This is a genomic window from Micromonospora craterilacus, assembly GCF_003236315.1.
Taxonomy (GTDB): domain Bacteria; phylum Actinomycetota; class Actinomycetes; order Mycobacteriales; family Micromonosporaceae; genus Micromonospora; species Micromonospora craterilacus.
Map to the genome: position 1 here is coordinate 1 of NZ_POTY01000203.1, position 13276 is coordinate 13276.

General features: G+C 70.9%; 17 protein-coding genes. 10 read left to right on the plus strand and 7 right to left on the minus strand.

The features are described 5' to 3' along the window. On the minus strand, positions 1 to 1820 hold a 1820-nt coding region (locus tag C1I95_RS25445), incomplete at its 3' end, for a thiamine pyrophosphate-requiring protein (protein ID WP_233513876.1). Positions 1821 to 1944: 124 nt separating this feature from the next. Between C1I95_RS25445 and C1I95_RS25450 the strand changes: the two genes are divergently transcribed. Further along, entirely contained in the window at positions 1945 to 2277 is a 333-nt protein-coding gene (locus tag C1I95_RS25450; RefSeq protein ID WP_111217389.1) for a hypothetical protein, read from the plus strand. 33 nt (positions 2278 to 2310) lie between these two features. Here C1I95_RS25450 and C1I95_RS25455 read toward each other — a convergent pair whose 3' ends face one another. Together C1I95_RS25455 and C1I95_RS25460 are read right to left on the minus strand one after the other, a co-directional pair. Then, a complete protein-coding gene (locus C1I95_RS25455) occupies positions 2311 to 2907 on the minus strand; it encodes a hypothetical protein (RefSeq protein ID WP_111217391.1) in 597 nt (198 codons plus the stop codon). Between the two features lie 54 nt (positions 2908 to 2961). After that, positions 2962 to 3240 (minus strand): hypothetical protein, encoded by a 279-nt coding sequence (locus tag C1I95_RS25460; RefSeq protein ID WP_199523905.1) that lies wholly within the window; start codon positions 3238 to 3240, stop codon positions 2962 to 2964. A 141-nt stretch (positions 3241 to 3381) separates the two neighbouring features. Here C1I95_RS25460 and C1I95_RS25465 point away from each other — a divergent pair, with 141 nt between their 5' ends. Continuing rightward, positions 3382 to 4116 (plus strand): VOC family protein, encoded by a 735-nt coding sequence (locus C1I95_RS25465; protein WP_111217393.1) that lies wholly within the window; start codon positions 3382 to 3384, stop codon positions 4114 to 4116. A 38-nt stretch (positions 4117 to 4154) separates the two neighbouring features. After that, on the plus strand, positions 4155 to 4619 hold the full coding sequence (locus tag C1I95_RS25470; protein ID WP_111217395.1) for a hypothetical protein: 465 nt from the start codon (positions 4155 to 4157) through the stop codon (positions 4617 to 4619). A 63-nt stretch (positions 4620 to 4682) separates the two neighbouring features. Here C1I95_RS25470 and C1I95_RS25475 read toward each other — a convergent pair whose 3' ends face one another. Both C1I95_RS25475 and C1I95_RS25480 read right to left on the minus strand, forming a co-directional pair. Beyond that, positions 4683 to 4871 carry a DUF397 domain-containing protein gene (locus C1I95_RS25475; protein ID WP_111217396.1) on the minus strand — a complete coding sequence of 63 codons (189 nt, stop codon included), beginning with the start codon at positions 4869 to 4871 and terminating at the stop codon, positions 4683 to 4685. Further along, positions 4858 to 5655, minus strand: coding sequence for a helix-turn-helix domain-containing protein (locus C1I95_RS25480; protein ID WP_111217398.1), 798 nt, complete (start codon positions 5653 to 5655; stop codon positions 4858 to 4860). The genes C1I95_RS25475 and C1I95_RS25480 overlap by 14 nt, the downstream gene beginning before the upstream one ends. Before the next feature lie 564 nt (positions 5656 to 6219). Between C1I95_RS25480 and C1I95_RS25485 the strand changes: the two genes are divergently transcribed. Next, positions 6220 to 6531, plus strand: coding sequence for a hypothetical protein (locus C1I95_RS25485; RefSeq protein ID WP_233513879.1), 312 nt, complete (start codon positions 6220 to 6222; stop codon positions 6529 to 6531). A 64-nt stretch (positions 6532 to 6595) separates the two neighbouring features. Here C1I95_RS25485 and C1I95_RS25490 read toward each other — a convergent pair whose 3' ends face one another. Continuing rightward, the gene (locus tag C1I95_RS25490; RefSeq protein ID WP_111217400.1) at positions 6596 to 7045 is read right to left on the minus strand and encodes a hypothetical protein; all 450 of its coding nucleotides are present in this window, start codon (positions 7043 to 7045) and stop codon (positions 6596 to 6598) included. 133 nt (positions 7046 to 7178) lie between these two features. Between C1I95_RS25490 and C1I95_RS25495 the strand changes: the two genes are divergently transcribed. Further along, positions 7179 to 8006: a phosphatase PAP2 family protein gene (locus tag C1I95_RS25495; RefSeq protein WP_111217402.1), complete on the plus strand. Its 828-nt coding sequence runs from the start codon at positions 7179 to 7181 to the stop codon at positions 8004 to 8006. A 15-nt stretch (positions 8007 to 8021) separates the two neighbouring features. Here C1I95_RS25495 and C1I95_RS25500 read toward each other — a convergent pair whose 3' ends face one another. After that, positions 8022 to 8537: a hypothetical protein gene (locus tag C1I95_RS25500; protein ID WP_233513877.1), complete on the minus strand. Its 516-nt coding sequence runs from the start codon at positions 8535 to 8537 to the stop codon at positions 8022 to 8024. A gap of 70 nt (positions 8538 to 8607) precedes the next feature. On the opposite strand from C1I95_RS25500, the gene C1I95_RS25505 reads away from it, so the two are divergent. The 5 genes from C1I95_RS25505 to C1I95_RS25525 form a co-directional block, all read left to right on the plus strand. Beyond that, positions 8608 to 9471, plus strand: a complete 864-nt coding sequence (locus C1I95_RS25505) for a LysR family transcriptional regulator (protein WP_111217404.1) — start codon at positions 8608 to 8610, stop codon at positions 9469 to 9471. Then, on the plus strand, positions 9468 to 10019 hold the full coding sequence (locus tag C1I95_RS25510) for an RNA 2'-phosphotransferase (RefSeq protein ID WP_111217406.1): 552 nt from the start codon (positions 9468 to 9470) through the stop codon (positions 10017 to 10019). The genes C1I95_RS25505 and C1I95_RS25510 overlap by 4 nt, the downstream gene beginning before the upstream one ends. A gap of 275 nt (positions 10020 to 10294) precedes the next feature. Continuing rightward, the gene (locus C1I95_RS25515; protein WP_233513878.1) at positions 10295 to 11542 is read left to right on the plus strand and encodes a CE1 family esterase; all 1248 of its coding nucleotides are present in this window, start codon (positions 10295 to 10297) and stop codon (positions 11540 to 11542) included. 96 nt (positions 11543 to 11638) lie between these two features. Beyond that, the gene (locus C1I95_RS25520) at positions 11639 to 12448 is read left to right on the plus strand and encodes a TrmH family RNA methyltransferase (RefSeq protein ID WP_111217410.1); all 810 of its coding nucleotides are present in this window, start codon (positions 11639 to 11641) and stop codon (positions 12446 to 12448) included. Positions 12449 to 12499: 51 nt separating this feature from the next. Then, positions 12500 to 13276: PucR family transcriptional regulator ligand-binding domain-containing protein (locus C1I95_RS25525; protein ID WP_199523906.1), on the plus strand; the 777-nt coding region annotated here is incomplete at its 3' end.

Sequence of the window (13276 nt, forward strand, 5' to 3'; positions counted from 1 at the left end):
ACGCTGGGGAGGCCGCGGCGGACGATGCCGGCCCAGTCGGTGTCGCCGCGCAGCACCGCTGCGGCGGTCTTGCGTACCTGCTCGGCGGTGAAGTGCGGCGGCATCATCAGCTCGGCCGGGTCCACCAGGGCGTTGATCACCGTCGGGCGGTCGGCGCGTAGCGCCCGGTCCCACACGTCCGGCACCTGGTCCGGGCGGTCGACCAGTTCGCCGCGCAGCCCCAGCACCTCACCCCAGCGGTGGTAGGCGATGTCGGGCAGCTGCTGGCTGTCCGGGAACATCGGCGTACCCTCGGTGGAGCGCTGCTCCCAGCTGACGAACGCCAGATCCCGGTTGTTGAGCACGAGCACCACGAACCGCGGATCGGCCCAGCCGCGCCAGTACTTCGCCACCGTGATCAGCTCGTTGATCCCGTTCATCTGCATCGCCCCGTCCCCGATCAGGGCCACCAGCGGGCGGTCCGGGTGGGCGAACTTGGCCGCCAGGGCGTACGGCATGGCGCCGCCCATCGACAGCAGGGTGCCGGAGAGGCTGGCCAGCATTCCCGGGCGGACCCGCAGGTGCCGGGCGTACCAGGCGGTGGTGGTGCCGCAGTCGACGGCGAGCATCACGTCGTCGGGCAGCCGGTCGCTGAGGCTGGTGTACAGCAACTGCGGGTTGACCGGGTCGGCCTCCTGCTCGGCCAGGTCCCGTTGCGCCTGCCGCCACGCGGCGGTGGCTCCGGCGATGGTCTGCCGCCAGCGGGTCGGCCCCGGCCCCGGCCCCAGCTCCCGCAGCAGGGCCCGCAGGGTGGGCGCGGCGTCCCCGGTCAGGTTCACCTCGGTGGGGTACCGCAGGCCCAGCTGGGTGCCGTCGTGGTCGATCTGCACCGCCCGCGCCTGGCCCGGCGACGGATAGAACTCCGAGTACGGCATGTTGCTGCCGACGATCAGCAGCCGGTCGCACTGGTTCATCAGCTGCCAGCTCGGCCGGGTGCCGAGCAGGCCGATGGCACCGGTCACCCACGGCTCCCGGTGATCGACCACGGTCATCCCGAGCAACGCCGTCGCCACTCCCGCGCCGAGCCGGTGGGCGACCTCGCGTACCTCGTTCTCGGCGCCGAGCGCGCCCTGCCCGACCAGCATGGCCACCCGCTCGCCTCCGCGCAGCACCTCGGCGGCCTGGCGGACGGCCTCCTCCGGTGGCACCGTCGGACCGCTGCTCGGCACGCTGCTGGTCTGGTAGTAGCCGTGCGCGTGCGGCGGGTTCGGCATGGCCGCCAGATCCTGCACGTCGAGGGGGAGGACCAGCGCGGTGACGGTACGCCGGGCCAGCGCGGTCCGGCAGGCCCGGTCCACCAGGTGCCGCACCTGGGAGGGATGGTCGAGCTGGGCCAGGAACGCCGCCGCGACATCCTTGTAGAGGGCGAGCAGGTCCACCTCCTGGTAGTAGCCGCCGCCCTCGGCGGTGAGCGCGGTGTGGCCGAGCAGCGCCACCACCGGCTGGTGGTCCAGCTTGGCGTCGTAGAGGCCGTTGAGCGCGTGGATGGCACCCGGCCCGCTGGTCACCAGTACCGCACCGATCGGCCCGCCGCCGTACTTGACGTGCGCCGACGCAGCGAACCCGGCCGTCTCCTCGTGCCGCACCTGGACGAACTGCGCCTGCTCGTTGGTGCGTTGCAGCGCCGAGGTCATGCCGTTGATGCCGTCACCGGGGAAGCCGAAGTACCGGCGGACGCCCCAGCAGGCGAGCCGCTGCACGATGTGGTCCGCGACGGTGGCCTCGCGGGGCAGGGGCCACGGGTCGGCCGGCACGAGCGTGCCGACGTGATCTTCGCTCACCTGGTCCGCCCTTCGCTCCCGACTGGTGGCCCCGGATTCCCCTTCTTACCCGGACAAAACCACCGCATCGGGGACGTGTTCGACGGGGCAGCCGACCCTGGCGGAGCACTCCTACCATGAGCCGATGATCGAGCAGGTCGAGCCGCGCGTCCCCATGCCGGTCGCTGTCGCCGTGCTGATCATGGTGCTGGTGATTGCCGGCTCGGTTGGCGAGACGCTGACGACCCCTCCGTTCGGCGTCACCGAGTTGATGCTTCCGGTTCTCTTTCTGGCGTTGGCCTACGGCCTGTGGCGCCGAAGCGGGCGGGCCCGGTTCTGGACGACCGTATTCCTCATGTTGGCCGTAGTGCAGGACTTCGAACCCTTGTGGCTGTTGCGGATGGCCGGGGCTGCGGTCATCGTCGGCCTCTTGCTGGTACCCGCGTCGTCCCGTCGGTGGTTCGGGGACATCAGGTAAGGACACGTACTTACCGACGAGAAGGGGCCGATCTCAGTTTTCGGCGCCGTCGCCGTCCGGGAACCGCGTGTCCGCACACCAGAGGCGGGAGTGGCTGTGCCAGATGCTTCCTCGCGTGGCAATCGGGTAGCTGACCTCCGTGATCATCTCGTCGTCGGTCTCGACCGAGAAACGCATCGACAATGGCTCGTCCCCGAACGCGGTTGCGCAGTCAAGGTGCACCTCGATGTCGATCGAGCCGGTACCGCCGGGGCGTAGTACCGGGGACCGGCCGGTGTCACGGACCTGGACGCCCGTTCCGTGGCCGCTGGCGGCCCGAATCGTGACCGGTACCGGGCCGGCGTTGATCACGGTCAGCTGACCGTTCAGTTTGAGTACGCCGTTGCCGTTGGCAGTGCCGTCGCGGACCGAGTCGGGAAAGGCGACGAGAGACACCGCAGCGAGACGCTCCCGCTGTTCGCGCGAGTCCCGCAGCTGACTGACACCGACACCACCGAGCACGACACCGGCCACGAAGGCGGCGACCAGGCGCAGGACCGTCTTCCGCCTGATCGCCGAACGGGCAGCGGCGCCGGCCGATTCGGCCGGCGGGCGCCCGTCCAGGTCGATCACTTCCGGCTCCGCCGACATGGCCACAGGGTAATCTCCCGACGACGCCCTCGATCGGCCTCGCCGCCCGCTCTGCTAATCCCGCAGGTATCCGGTGGCGGGGTCGATCTCCGCGAGGAAGTTGCGGATGGCCTCCTCCATCTCAGGCAGGGTCATGGCGGAGCCGGCGGCTCTGGTGATCCCGAAGCCGTAGTCGTGCGGCCCGCTGAGCCAGTCGAAGTCGTACTCGCCGGGCTTCTCGGCACGCTCATGAATGCGAAAGCGCTGCCCGTCGACCGTCATCACGATCGGATCTTCGGCATAGCGGGGTCTCGTGTGCTCGGGCGCGCGGCCCGGCTCCGGCTCAGTTGACATGCCTGCTCCTTTTTACACCCGCCGGGCGCGCCACGGCTCGGCATCTTGCTGGTCGTCGGAGATGCGGCCGGGTAATTAGAACGGATCGTCGGCGCCGGTTTCCGGTGGCGGGCCGGCGCCGGGATCGGCAGGATCGGGGGCATGACCTCCGAACCGCACCGGCGGGCGATCGGCTCACTGCGGGCCGTGGCGCTGGACGCCCCGGACATCGACCTCCTGGCCACGTTCTACGAGCAGCTCGCCGGCTGGCGACGCGCCTACGGCGACGACGAGTGGATCACGCTCGTCTCCGATGACGGCTGGCGGATCGGCCTGCAACGGGCCACCAACCACGTGCCGCCCCGCTGGCCGGGCCAGGACCATCCGCAGCAGGCCCATCTCGACTTCCGGGTACCGGACATCGATGCGGCAGCGGAACGCGCCCAGCAGCTCGGCGCCAGCCTGCTGCGCCGCAACGAACGGTGGCACACCCTGGCTGACCTGGCCGGCCACCCGTTCGACCTGTCCGCCAACCCGGATGATCCGCGGACCACCCTGATGGGCGTCATGCTCGACTGCCCCGACGCGAAAGCGCTGAGCCACTTCTACGCGGCGCTGCTCGGCAAGCCGTTGACCTACGAGGCGGACGGGATGGCCATGCTCGGCGAGGACGGCGCGCAGCCGGTGCTGTTCCAGCAGGTGGAGCAGTATACCGCGCCGCGCTGGCCGGATCCGGCGTACCCGCAGCAGATCCACCTCGACGTGACCGTCCAGGACGTGGACGCGGCGGAACGGGCCGCCCTCGACATCGGTGCCACCCGACTGGACGGCGCCGGCTCGAACTGGCGCGTCTACGCCGATCCGGCCGGCAAGCCATTCTGTCTGGTGTGGGACTGACTGGTCAGCCTGCCAGTGCCGGCGCGGAGGGGCGGGCCATGGATCTGGTGGTGGCGCCGGCTCGGTGGCTCAGCGAACCCATCGCCCGGCTGCTGGGCTTCGATGGCAAGACGCGACAGGACCGACGGGCCGAGCTGATCGAGTACCTCACCCTGCCCGGCGACGACATCGACGATCTGGGGCTGCGGCACATGTGTCGATCAACGGTGTGGTTCGTGATCCTCGGCGTGGGCTTCGTCGCCTCGATGGCGGTGGCGATCCCGGTCTCGCTGCTCGCCGAGGAGTTGACCGATCCGGCGTACTTCGTGAGCGGGCTGCTCACCTTCTTCCCGTTCTTCATGGCGTGCCTGCACGGCACCAAGGCGTTGATCGTGCACTACCTGCCGGAGCGTTGGTGGAATCCACGCAACCGGCTGTGGCGGGTGGCCATGCTGGCACAGTTACCGGATCTCGTCGTCGCCTTGGCGCTCGCGTACCTGGTGGCCGCGTCCGCGATTTCGTAGCTGACGCGTCGGAAGGCGAAGGCCCCGCAGCGCGCACGCTGCGGGGCCTCTTGGGGTACGCGGTCAGTGCCGCTTGGCGAAGCCGAGAAACGACTGCCAGGCGGCGGGCTCGAAGGCGAGCACCGGACCGGCCGGGTCCTTGCTGTCCCGAACGGCGACTACGCCAGCCACGTTGTCGGCCACCTCGACACAGTCACCGGCGGACGAGTTGCTGCGGGTGGACTTCCGCCAACGGGCGCTACTGAGGTCCATGCTGGCTCTCTACTTCCTTAATCAGGGCGATCGAGAGGTCTTCGGGGAGGGCGATAGCCCGCACGCACTCCCATACACCCAGAAGTTTAGCCACCTTCTCCTCGGTGTCGGATGCCTCGCCGCCGAGCTGGCTGTCCAGATGCCCGATCCAGGTGCCGTCCGGCAGCATGGCCAACAGGAGTGGCCCACACAGCCCGATGTGCAGGCCAGCGCTGGCCGGGATGATGTGAATATGGACGTGCGGTAGCTCGGCCATCCGTAACAGGTGGGCGAGCTGCTCGGCCATGATGGCATCGCTGCGCCGTAGGGCGGACTCGTCGATCACCGCGACGACCTGCGGCGGGCGTTCGCGTTTCAGGATCTCCTGGCGCTCCAGCCGGGCCGCCACCTGCTGTTCGATCTCCTGCTCCGGGCGCGTGTCGTCGAAGCGCAGCACTGCTCGGGCGTAGTTCTCGGTCTGAAACAGGCCGGGGATCAGCGTCGGATTGAAATAGCGCAATTGCCGGGCGGCGCGCTCCGCCTTCAGCCAGGGCATGAACCAGGCGGGCTGGCCGTCCTGCTGGGCGGTGCGTAGCAGGGACTCGAAGAGGCCGCCGGTCTCCAGGATCTCGTCCGCCCGCCGGGCGTAGGGCAGGTCGACCGGACGGGTTCCGGTCTCCACAGCGGACACCGTGGAGCCCGAGTAGTTCGTCCGCTTGCCGAACTCCTCCTGGTTCATGCCGGCCAGCGCCCGCTGCTTGCGTAGCTGGACGCGGATCAGATCCACGGTCTGCTCACCTTCCATGCGCCCTCCAAGGGATTGCCAAGATCGCCAAGCGCCGCCGGGTGGCCGTCAAGATCCGCCGACCGTCACCGTGACCAGGCTCGATGCCTTCCGAGCGTATCGGTGCCCTCAGCAGACTGTCACGCATGCGGATCCGCTCCACGCCGGGGAGGGCTGGGGCGGGTTCTGCTCGGGGCCGTCCCGGTGCTTCCCCCGTGTCGGGACGGCCCCTTCCAGCCAGCTGTCGTGGGTACATCTGTTGCTGCTCTGGCGACAAGAAACGTACCCACAGTGTTCTCTGTGGGAGGTCGATGTGCGGGTCCCGTGGTTCCGATGCCGAGTTGCCCCGCAGCGGTTGCTGCCGTCGCGGCCGGTGTCGCCGTCGCAGTCGGTGCTGCCGTCGCAGTCGGTGGTGCCGTTGCCGGGAGTGTTGCCGCAACGTAGGGCCGGCTCGCACCTGCCGGAGTGGATGCTTCAGCCAACGCGGCCGTTGCCGCTGCAACACCCGGGCCGGCCAGGTTGGCTGACGCTGGCTCAGGAGTGGCGGGCGAACGGGGGTCGCTGGTGATCACGACGCGGCTGCCGATGCCGGGCCGTGGCCCCCGCCCGATGCGGCCCGGCGGGGGCGGTGGCGAGCTGCCGCACACTCCGTTGCGGCCGATGTGGTGCTGCCGGGTGGACGGGCAGCCATGGCCGTGTGCGGAAGCACGGCTGTTGCTGCGGGTGGAGTACGACGGCAATCTGACCGGTCTGTCGATCTACCTGGCCGGTCTGATGTACGAGGCGATGCGGGATCTCTATCACCTGAACCCGCACGACGGTCCGGAGCCGAAGGTGTTGTTCGACCGGTTCGTCGCCTGGGGCCCGGCCCGCCGGCCGCCCGCCGAGCCGGCATGACCCGCCCGGAACTACTGTGGACGGCCCTTGGGTGGCCAGCCGGAAGCCGTCGGCGGAGTCGGCATCAGGTGTCGTACGAGCCGTCCCACGGCTCGCTGAAGGCCATGTAGTCGCCGGGTTCGACGGTGACCCACCAGGTGTCGTCGTCTCCCTCCGGCTCACGGGGGATCAGGCCGAAGGTCGTACCGAACCGGTCGACCGCGAAGGGCTCGACCTCGATGGGGGCGAAGGTGACCTTGCCGAGTTCCGCCAGCCGGGCCTCGTAGACCGCCCGCCGTGCCGCGCGGTCCATCCGGGCTCGGGGACCGAAGGCGTCGATCCTGGCCTCCTGGAATCGGCCGTCGGCGTCGAAGAGGTAGAGCGCGACGAACTCCTGACCGTCGTCGTCGCCGTCCATGGCGGGTTCGAAGGGGGTGGTGAGGAAGAACTGCCGGCCGTCGGCGGTGCGCCCGACATGCTCCGCGTGGTAGTCGTCGTTGTCGATGGGAATGCGGCTCGGCAATCCGGCGCTCATCCGACTCGTCCTCTCCGCGGTACGCCGTCGCCACCGCCACCCCCGCAGCATGCCGTCGGGGTACGACAGGGCCGACCGTCGCTCGGGGTGTCGGACCAGCGCGGATCAATGATGCCGGTGGCATGATCACGAGATGTGCGCCTCCCAGGATCGTCATGACGGCCAGCCGGAGTGGGCGGCCGACCCGGCCGAGGGCGACCGCTACCTCGGCTGGCGTGACCTGACAGTCTGGAAGACCAGGCTCGGCCGGATCGTGGCGGCGCTGGCCAGCCGGGCTGCCCGGTGGATCGGCCCGTACCCGGTGCTGGCGCTGACCCTGCTGGTCGGCGTCGTGCTCGTCGTCGCGCTGACCGCCGTGTCGGTGGAGATCTACGAGGCGGTTGTCGAGACCGACGGTGTCGCGGGCCTCGACGAGCCGGTGCTGCGGGCGGCCATGGCCGCGCGTACACCGCAGCTCAATGCGGCGGTCACCGCGTTCACCGACCTCGGCGGGCCGGTCATCATGCCGATCCTCGCCGCCGTCGCCGCGATCGCGCTGGCGATCTGGCACCGGCAGGTCGGCCCCGTGGTGCTCATGGCGGTGGCCACCGCCGGGTCGCTGCTGATGACGACGGTCGGGAAGGCCCTCGTCGGGCGGATCCGCCCGCCGCTGGCCGACGCGGTCGCACCGTATGAGACTTCAGCGTCGTTTCCCAGCGGGCACACCCTCAACGCCGTGGTCGTCGCCGGAGTCGTGGCCTACCTGCTCGTACTACGCCAGCAACGGTGGCGTACCCGGGCGGCCACCGTCGCCGCGGCGGTGGTGTTCGCGGTCGCCATGGGCCTGAGCCGGGTGTTCCTCGGCCACCACTGGCTCACCGACGTGCTGGTGGCATGGACACTCGGGCTGGCCTGGCTGGCTGTCGTCATCACCATGCACCGGCTGTATCTGACCGTGCGGCACGTGCGGCCGCGCCGGTGACCGCGCGAACCACCGTCAGTGGAGCGATCGGGTGACGAGTCGTTCGACCTCGGCCCAGGTGGGCGCGGGACGTCCGTAGCCGGGCACCGGCCGGCGTTGCGGCCCGAAGAAGTACTGGTGGGTGACGGCGCCGCGAATCGCGGCGTGCACCTCGGGGTGGTCGTCGACGAAGTGGGTGAGGGCGAGGTCGAGGCAGTGCACCCGCTTGTCGGGCCGGGCCCGGCAGAACCGGACCTGGTCGCGGGCGACCCCGCTGCGCCGGTAGAAGTCGTGGCCGTCCAGCCACCGCAGGGTACGGGCCTGGACCCGGGGGCCGCACTTCGAGATCAGCCACACCCGGCCGTCGAACAGGGGGACGAGGCGGGCGATGGCCTCGACGGCACCGGGCACCTCGGGAGTCGCCAGCATGGTGGCCTCGTCGCCACCGAAGAACGCGGTGTCACCGCCGCCCGGGTGGGCGGCACCGTCGATGATGACCCGGCCGATGTCGATGCCGAGCCGCGCTTCCCGTCGCATGGTGTTGTCGATCATGCGGCCAGGATGCGGCGTCGGGATGCCGGCGCGGAACTATTGTTCGGCCACCGCTCTATAGTTGTGCACTATGACCGGGCGGGACCTGCTCGAAGCCGACGCGCTGCGCTCGTTCGCGGTCTTCGCCGAACACCGCAACTTCACCAGCGCGGCGGTCGCGCTGCACATCAGCCAGCCCTCCCTGCACGTGAAGATCAGGAAGTTGGCGACGGCGCTCGGCGTCGAACTCTACGAACGGGACGGTCGGCGGTTGACGCTGACCGCGGCCGGTGAGCGACTCGCCGCGTACGCGCTGGACTCGCGGCGGCGGGCCGACGAGTTCCTGCGGGAACTCCACCACGATTCCACGCCCACGGTGACCATCGCGGCGGGCCGGGGCGCGCTGCGCTGGGTGATCGCCGAGCCGATCCGGCGGATCGGCGGACAGGGTCGCCGCGTACACGTCATCACCGCCAACCGGGACGCCGCCCTCGCGGCCCTCTCCGCCGGCCAGGCCGACCTGGCCGTCATCGCGCACGACCCCCCGACGCGGCAGTTCGAGGCGACCCAGATCGCCGCCTACCGGCAGGTGCTCGTGATCGACGACCGACATCCGCTCGCCGCCCGCCGGCAGGTCCGGCTCCGCGACCTCGACGGCCTGGATCTCGTCGTACCCCCGGCCGGGCGGGCGCATCGGCGCGCGTTGGACCGTGCCCTGCTCGACGCGGGCGTGCGCTGGCAGGTGGCCGCCGAGGTCGACGGCTGGGACCTGCTGGTGCACCTGGCCGGACTGGGCGTCGGCGCGACCATCGTCAACGGCTGTGTCGGGCTGCCGGCCGGGCTGCGCGCGGTGCCGGTCGACGGCCTACCGAAGGTCCGGTACTGGGCGACCTGGCGCCCACAGCGCCAGGCCCTGGTGCAGGGCCTTCTCGACCAGATCCGGCACCAGCCGTGACCGACCAGCTCACGGCGCTCAGCAAACTCCTCGCGTACGTGCTGCGCCACCGTCCGGGCGCCGTCGGGGTCGCCCTCGACGACGGCGGCTGGGTGGACGTGGACGTCCTGCTCACCGCGCTGGCCCGGCACGGCCGGCCCGTCACCCCGGACCTGCTCGACCGGCTGGTCGCCGGCACCGACAAACAGCGCTTCGAGGTCCGGGGCGGCCGGATCCGGGCTGCCCAGGGCCATTCGATCGCTGTCGACCTGCGACTCGCACCGGCCACACCCCCGCCCGTGCTCTACCACGGCACGGTCGCCCGCTTCCTGGCCGGCATCGGCGTCGAAGGACTCCAGCCGCGCGGCCGTACCCATGTGCACCTCTCCGCCGACCAGCGGACCGCCGCGACGGTCGGCGCCCGACGCGGCGAACCGGTGATCCTGAGCGTCGACGCCGCCGGCATGCATCGCAGCGGGTTCGCCTTCTACCGGGCCGTCAACGGCGTCTGGCTGACCAGCCACGTACCACCGCCTTGGATCACGTCGCCTCGTTCCGGCAATGATTGATGCATTCCGATCTCTTGATATGTTATCGCTCACACGTTACTTTCGAGGCGGGAGTCAGGGCGCGCTTGGCCGCCCTCACCGGTTCCGGGTTCCGGTGAGTGGCCGAGGCCGCGACGTCGGCTGACGGCAGCACGGGTCCCGCTGGGATGCGCCGGTCCGTCCGTGTCGACCGTGCATGCGGGGCATGGCGCGTATCGCGCGAGCCCCTCCAATCACCTCCAAGGTCCACAGTCGGACCTCCTGCGCGTCATCGTGACGCGGGAATGAGGTACATGATGTTGAGGTACAGATCATTTTTCGGACCCGCCGCAGTCGCCGCGCTGCTCGTCCTGGCCGTGGGGGGCGTGACACTCGGCACCAGCCCCAACGCGACGGCGTCGTCCGCGGACGTCGGCACGCTGGCGGCGACGGCGGGTTGTGGTCGGGCGCCGGGGCTCAGCAGCGGCACGCACACGATCCAGAGCAACGGCAAGAGCCGCAGCTACATCCTGCGGGTGCCGGCCAACTACAACAACAACAATCCGTACCGACTGGTGTTCGGGTTCCACTGGCTCGGTGGCACCGCCGTGGACGTGGACACCGGGCAGACCGTGCAGCGGGACGTGTGGTCGTACTACGGGCTGCGGCAGTTGGCGAACAACAGCACGATCTTCGTGGCGCCGCAGGGGCTGAACAACGGCTGGGCCAACTCCGGCGGCGAGGACGTGACCTTCGTCGACGACATGCTGCGGCAGATCGAGGCGAACCTCTGCGTGGAGACGACGCTGCGGTTCGCACTCGGCTTCAGCTACGGCGGTGGGATGAGTTACGCGCTGGCCTGCGCCCGGCCGAATGTGTTCCGCGCGGTCGCAGTGTATGCCGGCGGGCAGATCAGCGGATGCAGCGGCGGCACCGGCCGGATCGCCTACTTCGGGGCGCACGGCATCCGTGACAGCGTCCTCAACATCTCCGGCGGACGATCACTGCGCAACCGGTTCGTCACCAACAACGGTTGCACCTCGCAGAACCCGCCCGAGCCGGCACAGGGCAGCCTGACCCACCGCACCACCACCTACTCCGGATGTGCGGAGGGCTACCCGGTGGTGTGGGCCGCCTTCGACGAGGGTCACATCGCCGCACCGCAGGACGGCGCGCCGGGAGACAGCGGCTCACGGACCTGGCTTCCGGGCGAGACCTGGCGGTTCTTCACCCAGTTCGGCGGCACCAGCGCCTGCCGGGTCGCGGTGACGGTCAACGCCTGGAACAACGGCCTGACCGAGGACATCACCATCACCAACACGGGCAGTAGTGCGATCAACGGTTGGTCGCTGGTCTTCACCCTGCCCGGTGGGCAGAACATCACCGGCGGCTGGAACGCCAGCTACTCGCCGACCTCGGGGCAGGTCACCGCCCGCAACGTCTCGTACAACGGCGCCATCGCCCCGGGCGCCTCCGTCGGGATCGGCTTCCAGGCCACCCACACCGGCAACTCCGCAAGACCGTCGTCGTTCACGCTCAACGGCGCCACCTGCACCACCGCCTGACGGCGGCGAGACGCCCCGGTCGGAGCCCGCGCGCCGGCTCCGACCGGGGCGTACACCTGTGGGGGCGCGGCGACGGCGGTCGGGCAGAATCGGCGGGTGCCCGTCCACCTGATCACCGATCCCGACGACGAGCGGATCGCCGACTACCGCGCGCTGACCGACGTCGAGCTGCGGACCCGCTGGGAGCCGCCGCACGGCCTGTTCATCGCCGAGGGTGAGTTGGTGCTGCGCCGGGCGCTGCGGGCCGGCTACCCGGCCCGGTCGTACCTGGTCGACGCCAAGCGGGTCGACCAGCTCGCCGACCTGGACACCGGCGACGCCCCGGTGTACGCGGCCACCCCCGAGGTACTGCGCGAGGCCACCGGCTTCCACGTGCACCGAGGGGTGCTGGCCTCGTTCCGGCGCAAGCCGCTGCCGGCCGCCGCCGAGGTGCTGGCCGCTGCCCGTCGGGTGGTGATCCTGGAGGACGTCAACAACCACACCAACCTGGGCGCGATCTTCCGGGCGGTCGCGGCGCTCGGGGTGGACGCGGTGCTGCTCTCCCCGTCCTGCGCCGACCCGCTCTACCGGCGCAGCGTACGGGTCAGCATGGGCGAGGTGTTCGCCGTGCCGTACGCCAAACTGGAGCCCTGGCCGGCGGCGCTGGCCGACGTGCGGGCCGCCGGCTTCACCGTGCTGGCGATGACCCCGGCGCCGGACGCGGTCGCCATCCAGCGACTCGACCCCGCCCAGCGGGCCCGCGCCGCGCTGCTGCTCGGCGCCGAGGGCGCCGGACTGACCCGGGCGGCCATGGAGGCCAGCGACGCCCGGGTGGTGATCCCGATGCGGCGGGGCGTCGACTCGCTCAACGTCGCCGCCGCCACCGCCGTGGCCTGCTGGGAGCTGGGACGCGACGACCCGTGGTAACCCGGCCCCGACGGTCGAGGTTCGCGGTGACCTGCGGGTACCGTGTCGCCCGTGTTTCCCACCGTCCGTGAGGTCCTCGCCCTGGACCCGGTCCGCCACGGCGCCCCGCGCCTGGTCGCCGGGGAGGCCGGGCTGGACCGGCCGGTCCGCTGGGTGCACGTGGCCGAGGTGCCGGACATCGCCACCCTGCTCGGCGGCGGGGAACTGGTGCTCACCACGGGTATCGGGCTGCCGGGCGACGACGCCGGGCTGCGCGCCTTCATCGGCGACCTGGCCGGTGTCGGAGTCTCCGGGCTGGTGGTCGAGCTGGGCCGGCGCTACCTGACCGGGGTGCCGCGGGTGATGGCCGTCGCCGCCGAGCGGCACGGCCTGCCGTTGGTGGAACTGCGCCGGGCCACCCCGTTCGTCCGGATCACCGAGGCGGTGCACGCGCTGATCGTGGACGCCCAGCTCACCGAGCTGCGCGCCACCGAGGAGATCCACCAGCGGTTCACCGAGCTGTCCGTGGAGGGCGCCGACCCGGGGGAGGTGGTCCGGCAGGCCGCCGAGCTGTCCGGCTGCCCGGTGGTGCTGGAGAACCTGTCCCGCCAGGTGCTCGCGTACGACCCGGCGGGGGAGAGCGCCGAACTGCTGCTCGACGGCTGGGAGCAGCACTCCCGGCGGATCCGGCCGGCTGGCCGCACCGCGTACGACCCGGACAGCGGCTGGCTGGTGACCATGGTCGGGGCCCGGGGCGAGGACTGGGGTCGGCTGCTGCTGCGCTGGCCCGCCGCCGGCGACCTGAGCCCCGGCCGGGTTGCCCTCGACCCGGCCGGCGACGCGCTGGCG

Excerpts from the sequence above, each read along its gene's own strand:
- C1I95_RS25500 (WP_233513877.1), bottom strand. The coding sequence starts at position 8,537 with ATGATCGACAACACCATGCGACGGGAAGCGCGGCTCGGCATCGACATC.
- C1I95_RS25460 (WP_199523905.1), bottom strand. The coding sequence starts at position 3,240 with ATGTCAACTGAGCCGGAGCCGGGCCGCGCGCCCGAGCACACGAGACCC.
- C1I95_RS25480 (WP_111217398.1), bottom strand. The coding sequence starts at position 5,655 with ATGGAAGGTGAGCAGACCGTGGATCTGATCCGCGTCCAGCTACGCAAG.
- C1I95_RS25450 (WP_111217389.1), top strand. The coding sequence starts at position 1,945 with ATGATCGAGCAGGTCGAGCCGCGCGTCCCCATGCCGGTCGCTGTCGCC.
- C1I95_RS25495 (WP_111217402.1), top strand. The coding sequence starts at position 7,179 with ATGTGCGCCTCCCAGGATCGTCATGACGGCCAGCCGGAGTGGGCGGCC.
- C1I95_RS25490 (WP_111217400.1), bottom strand. The coding sequence starts at position 7,045 with ATGAGCGCCGGATTGCCGAGCCGCATTCCCATCGACAACGACGACTAC.
- C1I95_RS25475 (WP_111217396.1), bottom strand. The coding sequence starts at position 4,871 with ATGGACCTCAGTAGCGCCCGTTGGCGGAAGTCCACCCGCAGCAACTCG.
- C1I95_RS25470 (WP_111217395.1), top strand. The coding sequence starts at position 4,155 with ATGGATCTGGTGGTGGCGCCGGCTCGGTGGCTCAGCGAACCCATCGCC.
- C1I95_RS25465 (WP_111217393.1), top strand. The coding sequence starts at position 3,382 with ATGACCTCCGAACCGCACCGGCGGGCGATCGGCTCACTGCGGGCCGTG.
- C1I95_RS25485 (WP_233513879.1), top strand. The coding sequence starts at position 6,220 with ATGCCGGGCCGTGGCCCCCGCCCGATGCGGCCCGGCGGGGGCGGTGGC.
- C1I95_RS25515 (WP_233513878.1), top strand. The coding sequence starts at position 10,295 with ATGTTGAGGTACAGATCATTTTTCGGACCCGCCGCAGTCGCCGCGCTG.
- C1I95_RS25455 (WP_111217391.1), bottom strand. The coding sequence starts at position 2,907 with ATGTCGGCGGAGCCGGAAGTGATCGACCTGGACGGGCGCCCGCCGGCC.
- C1I95_RS25505 (WP_111217404.1), top strand. The coding sequence starts at position 8,608 with ATGACCGGGCGGGACCTGCTCGAAGCCGACGCGCTGCGCTCGTTCGCG.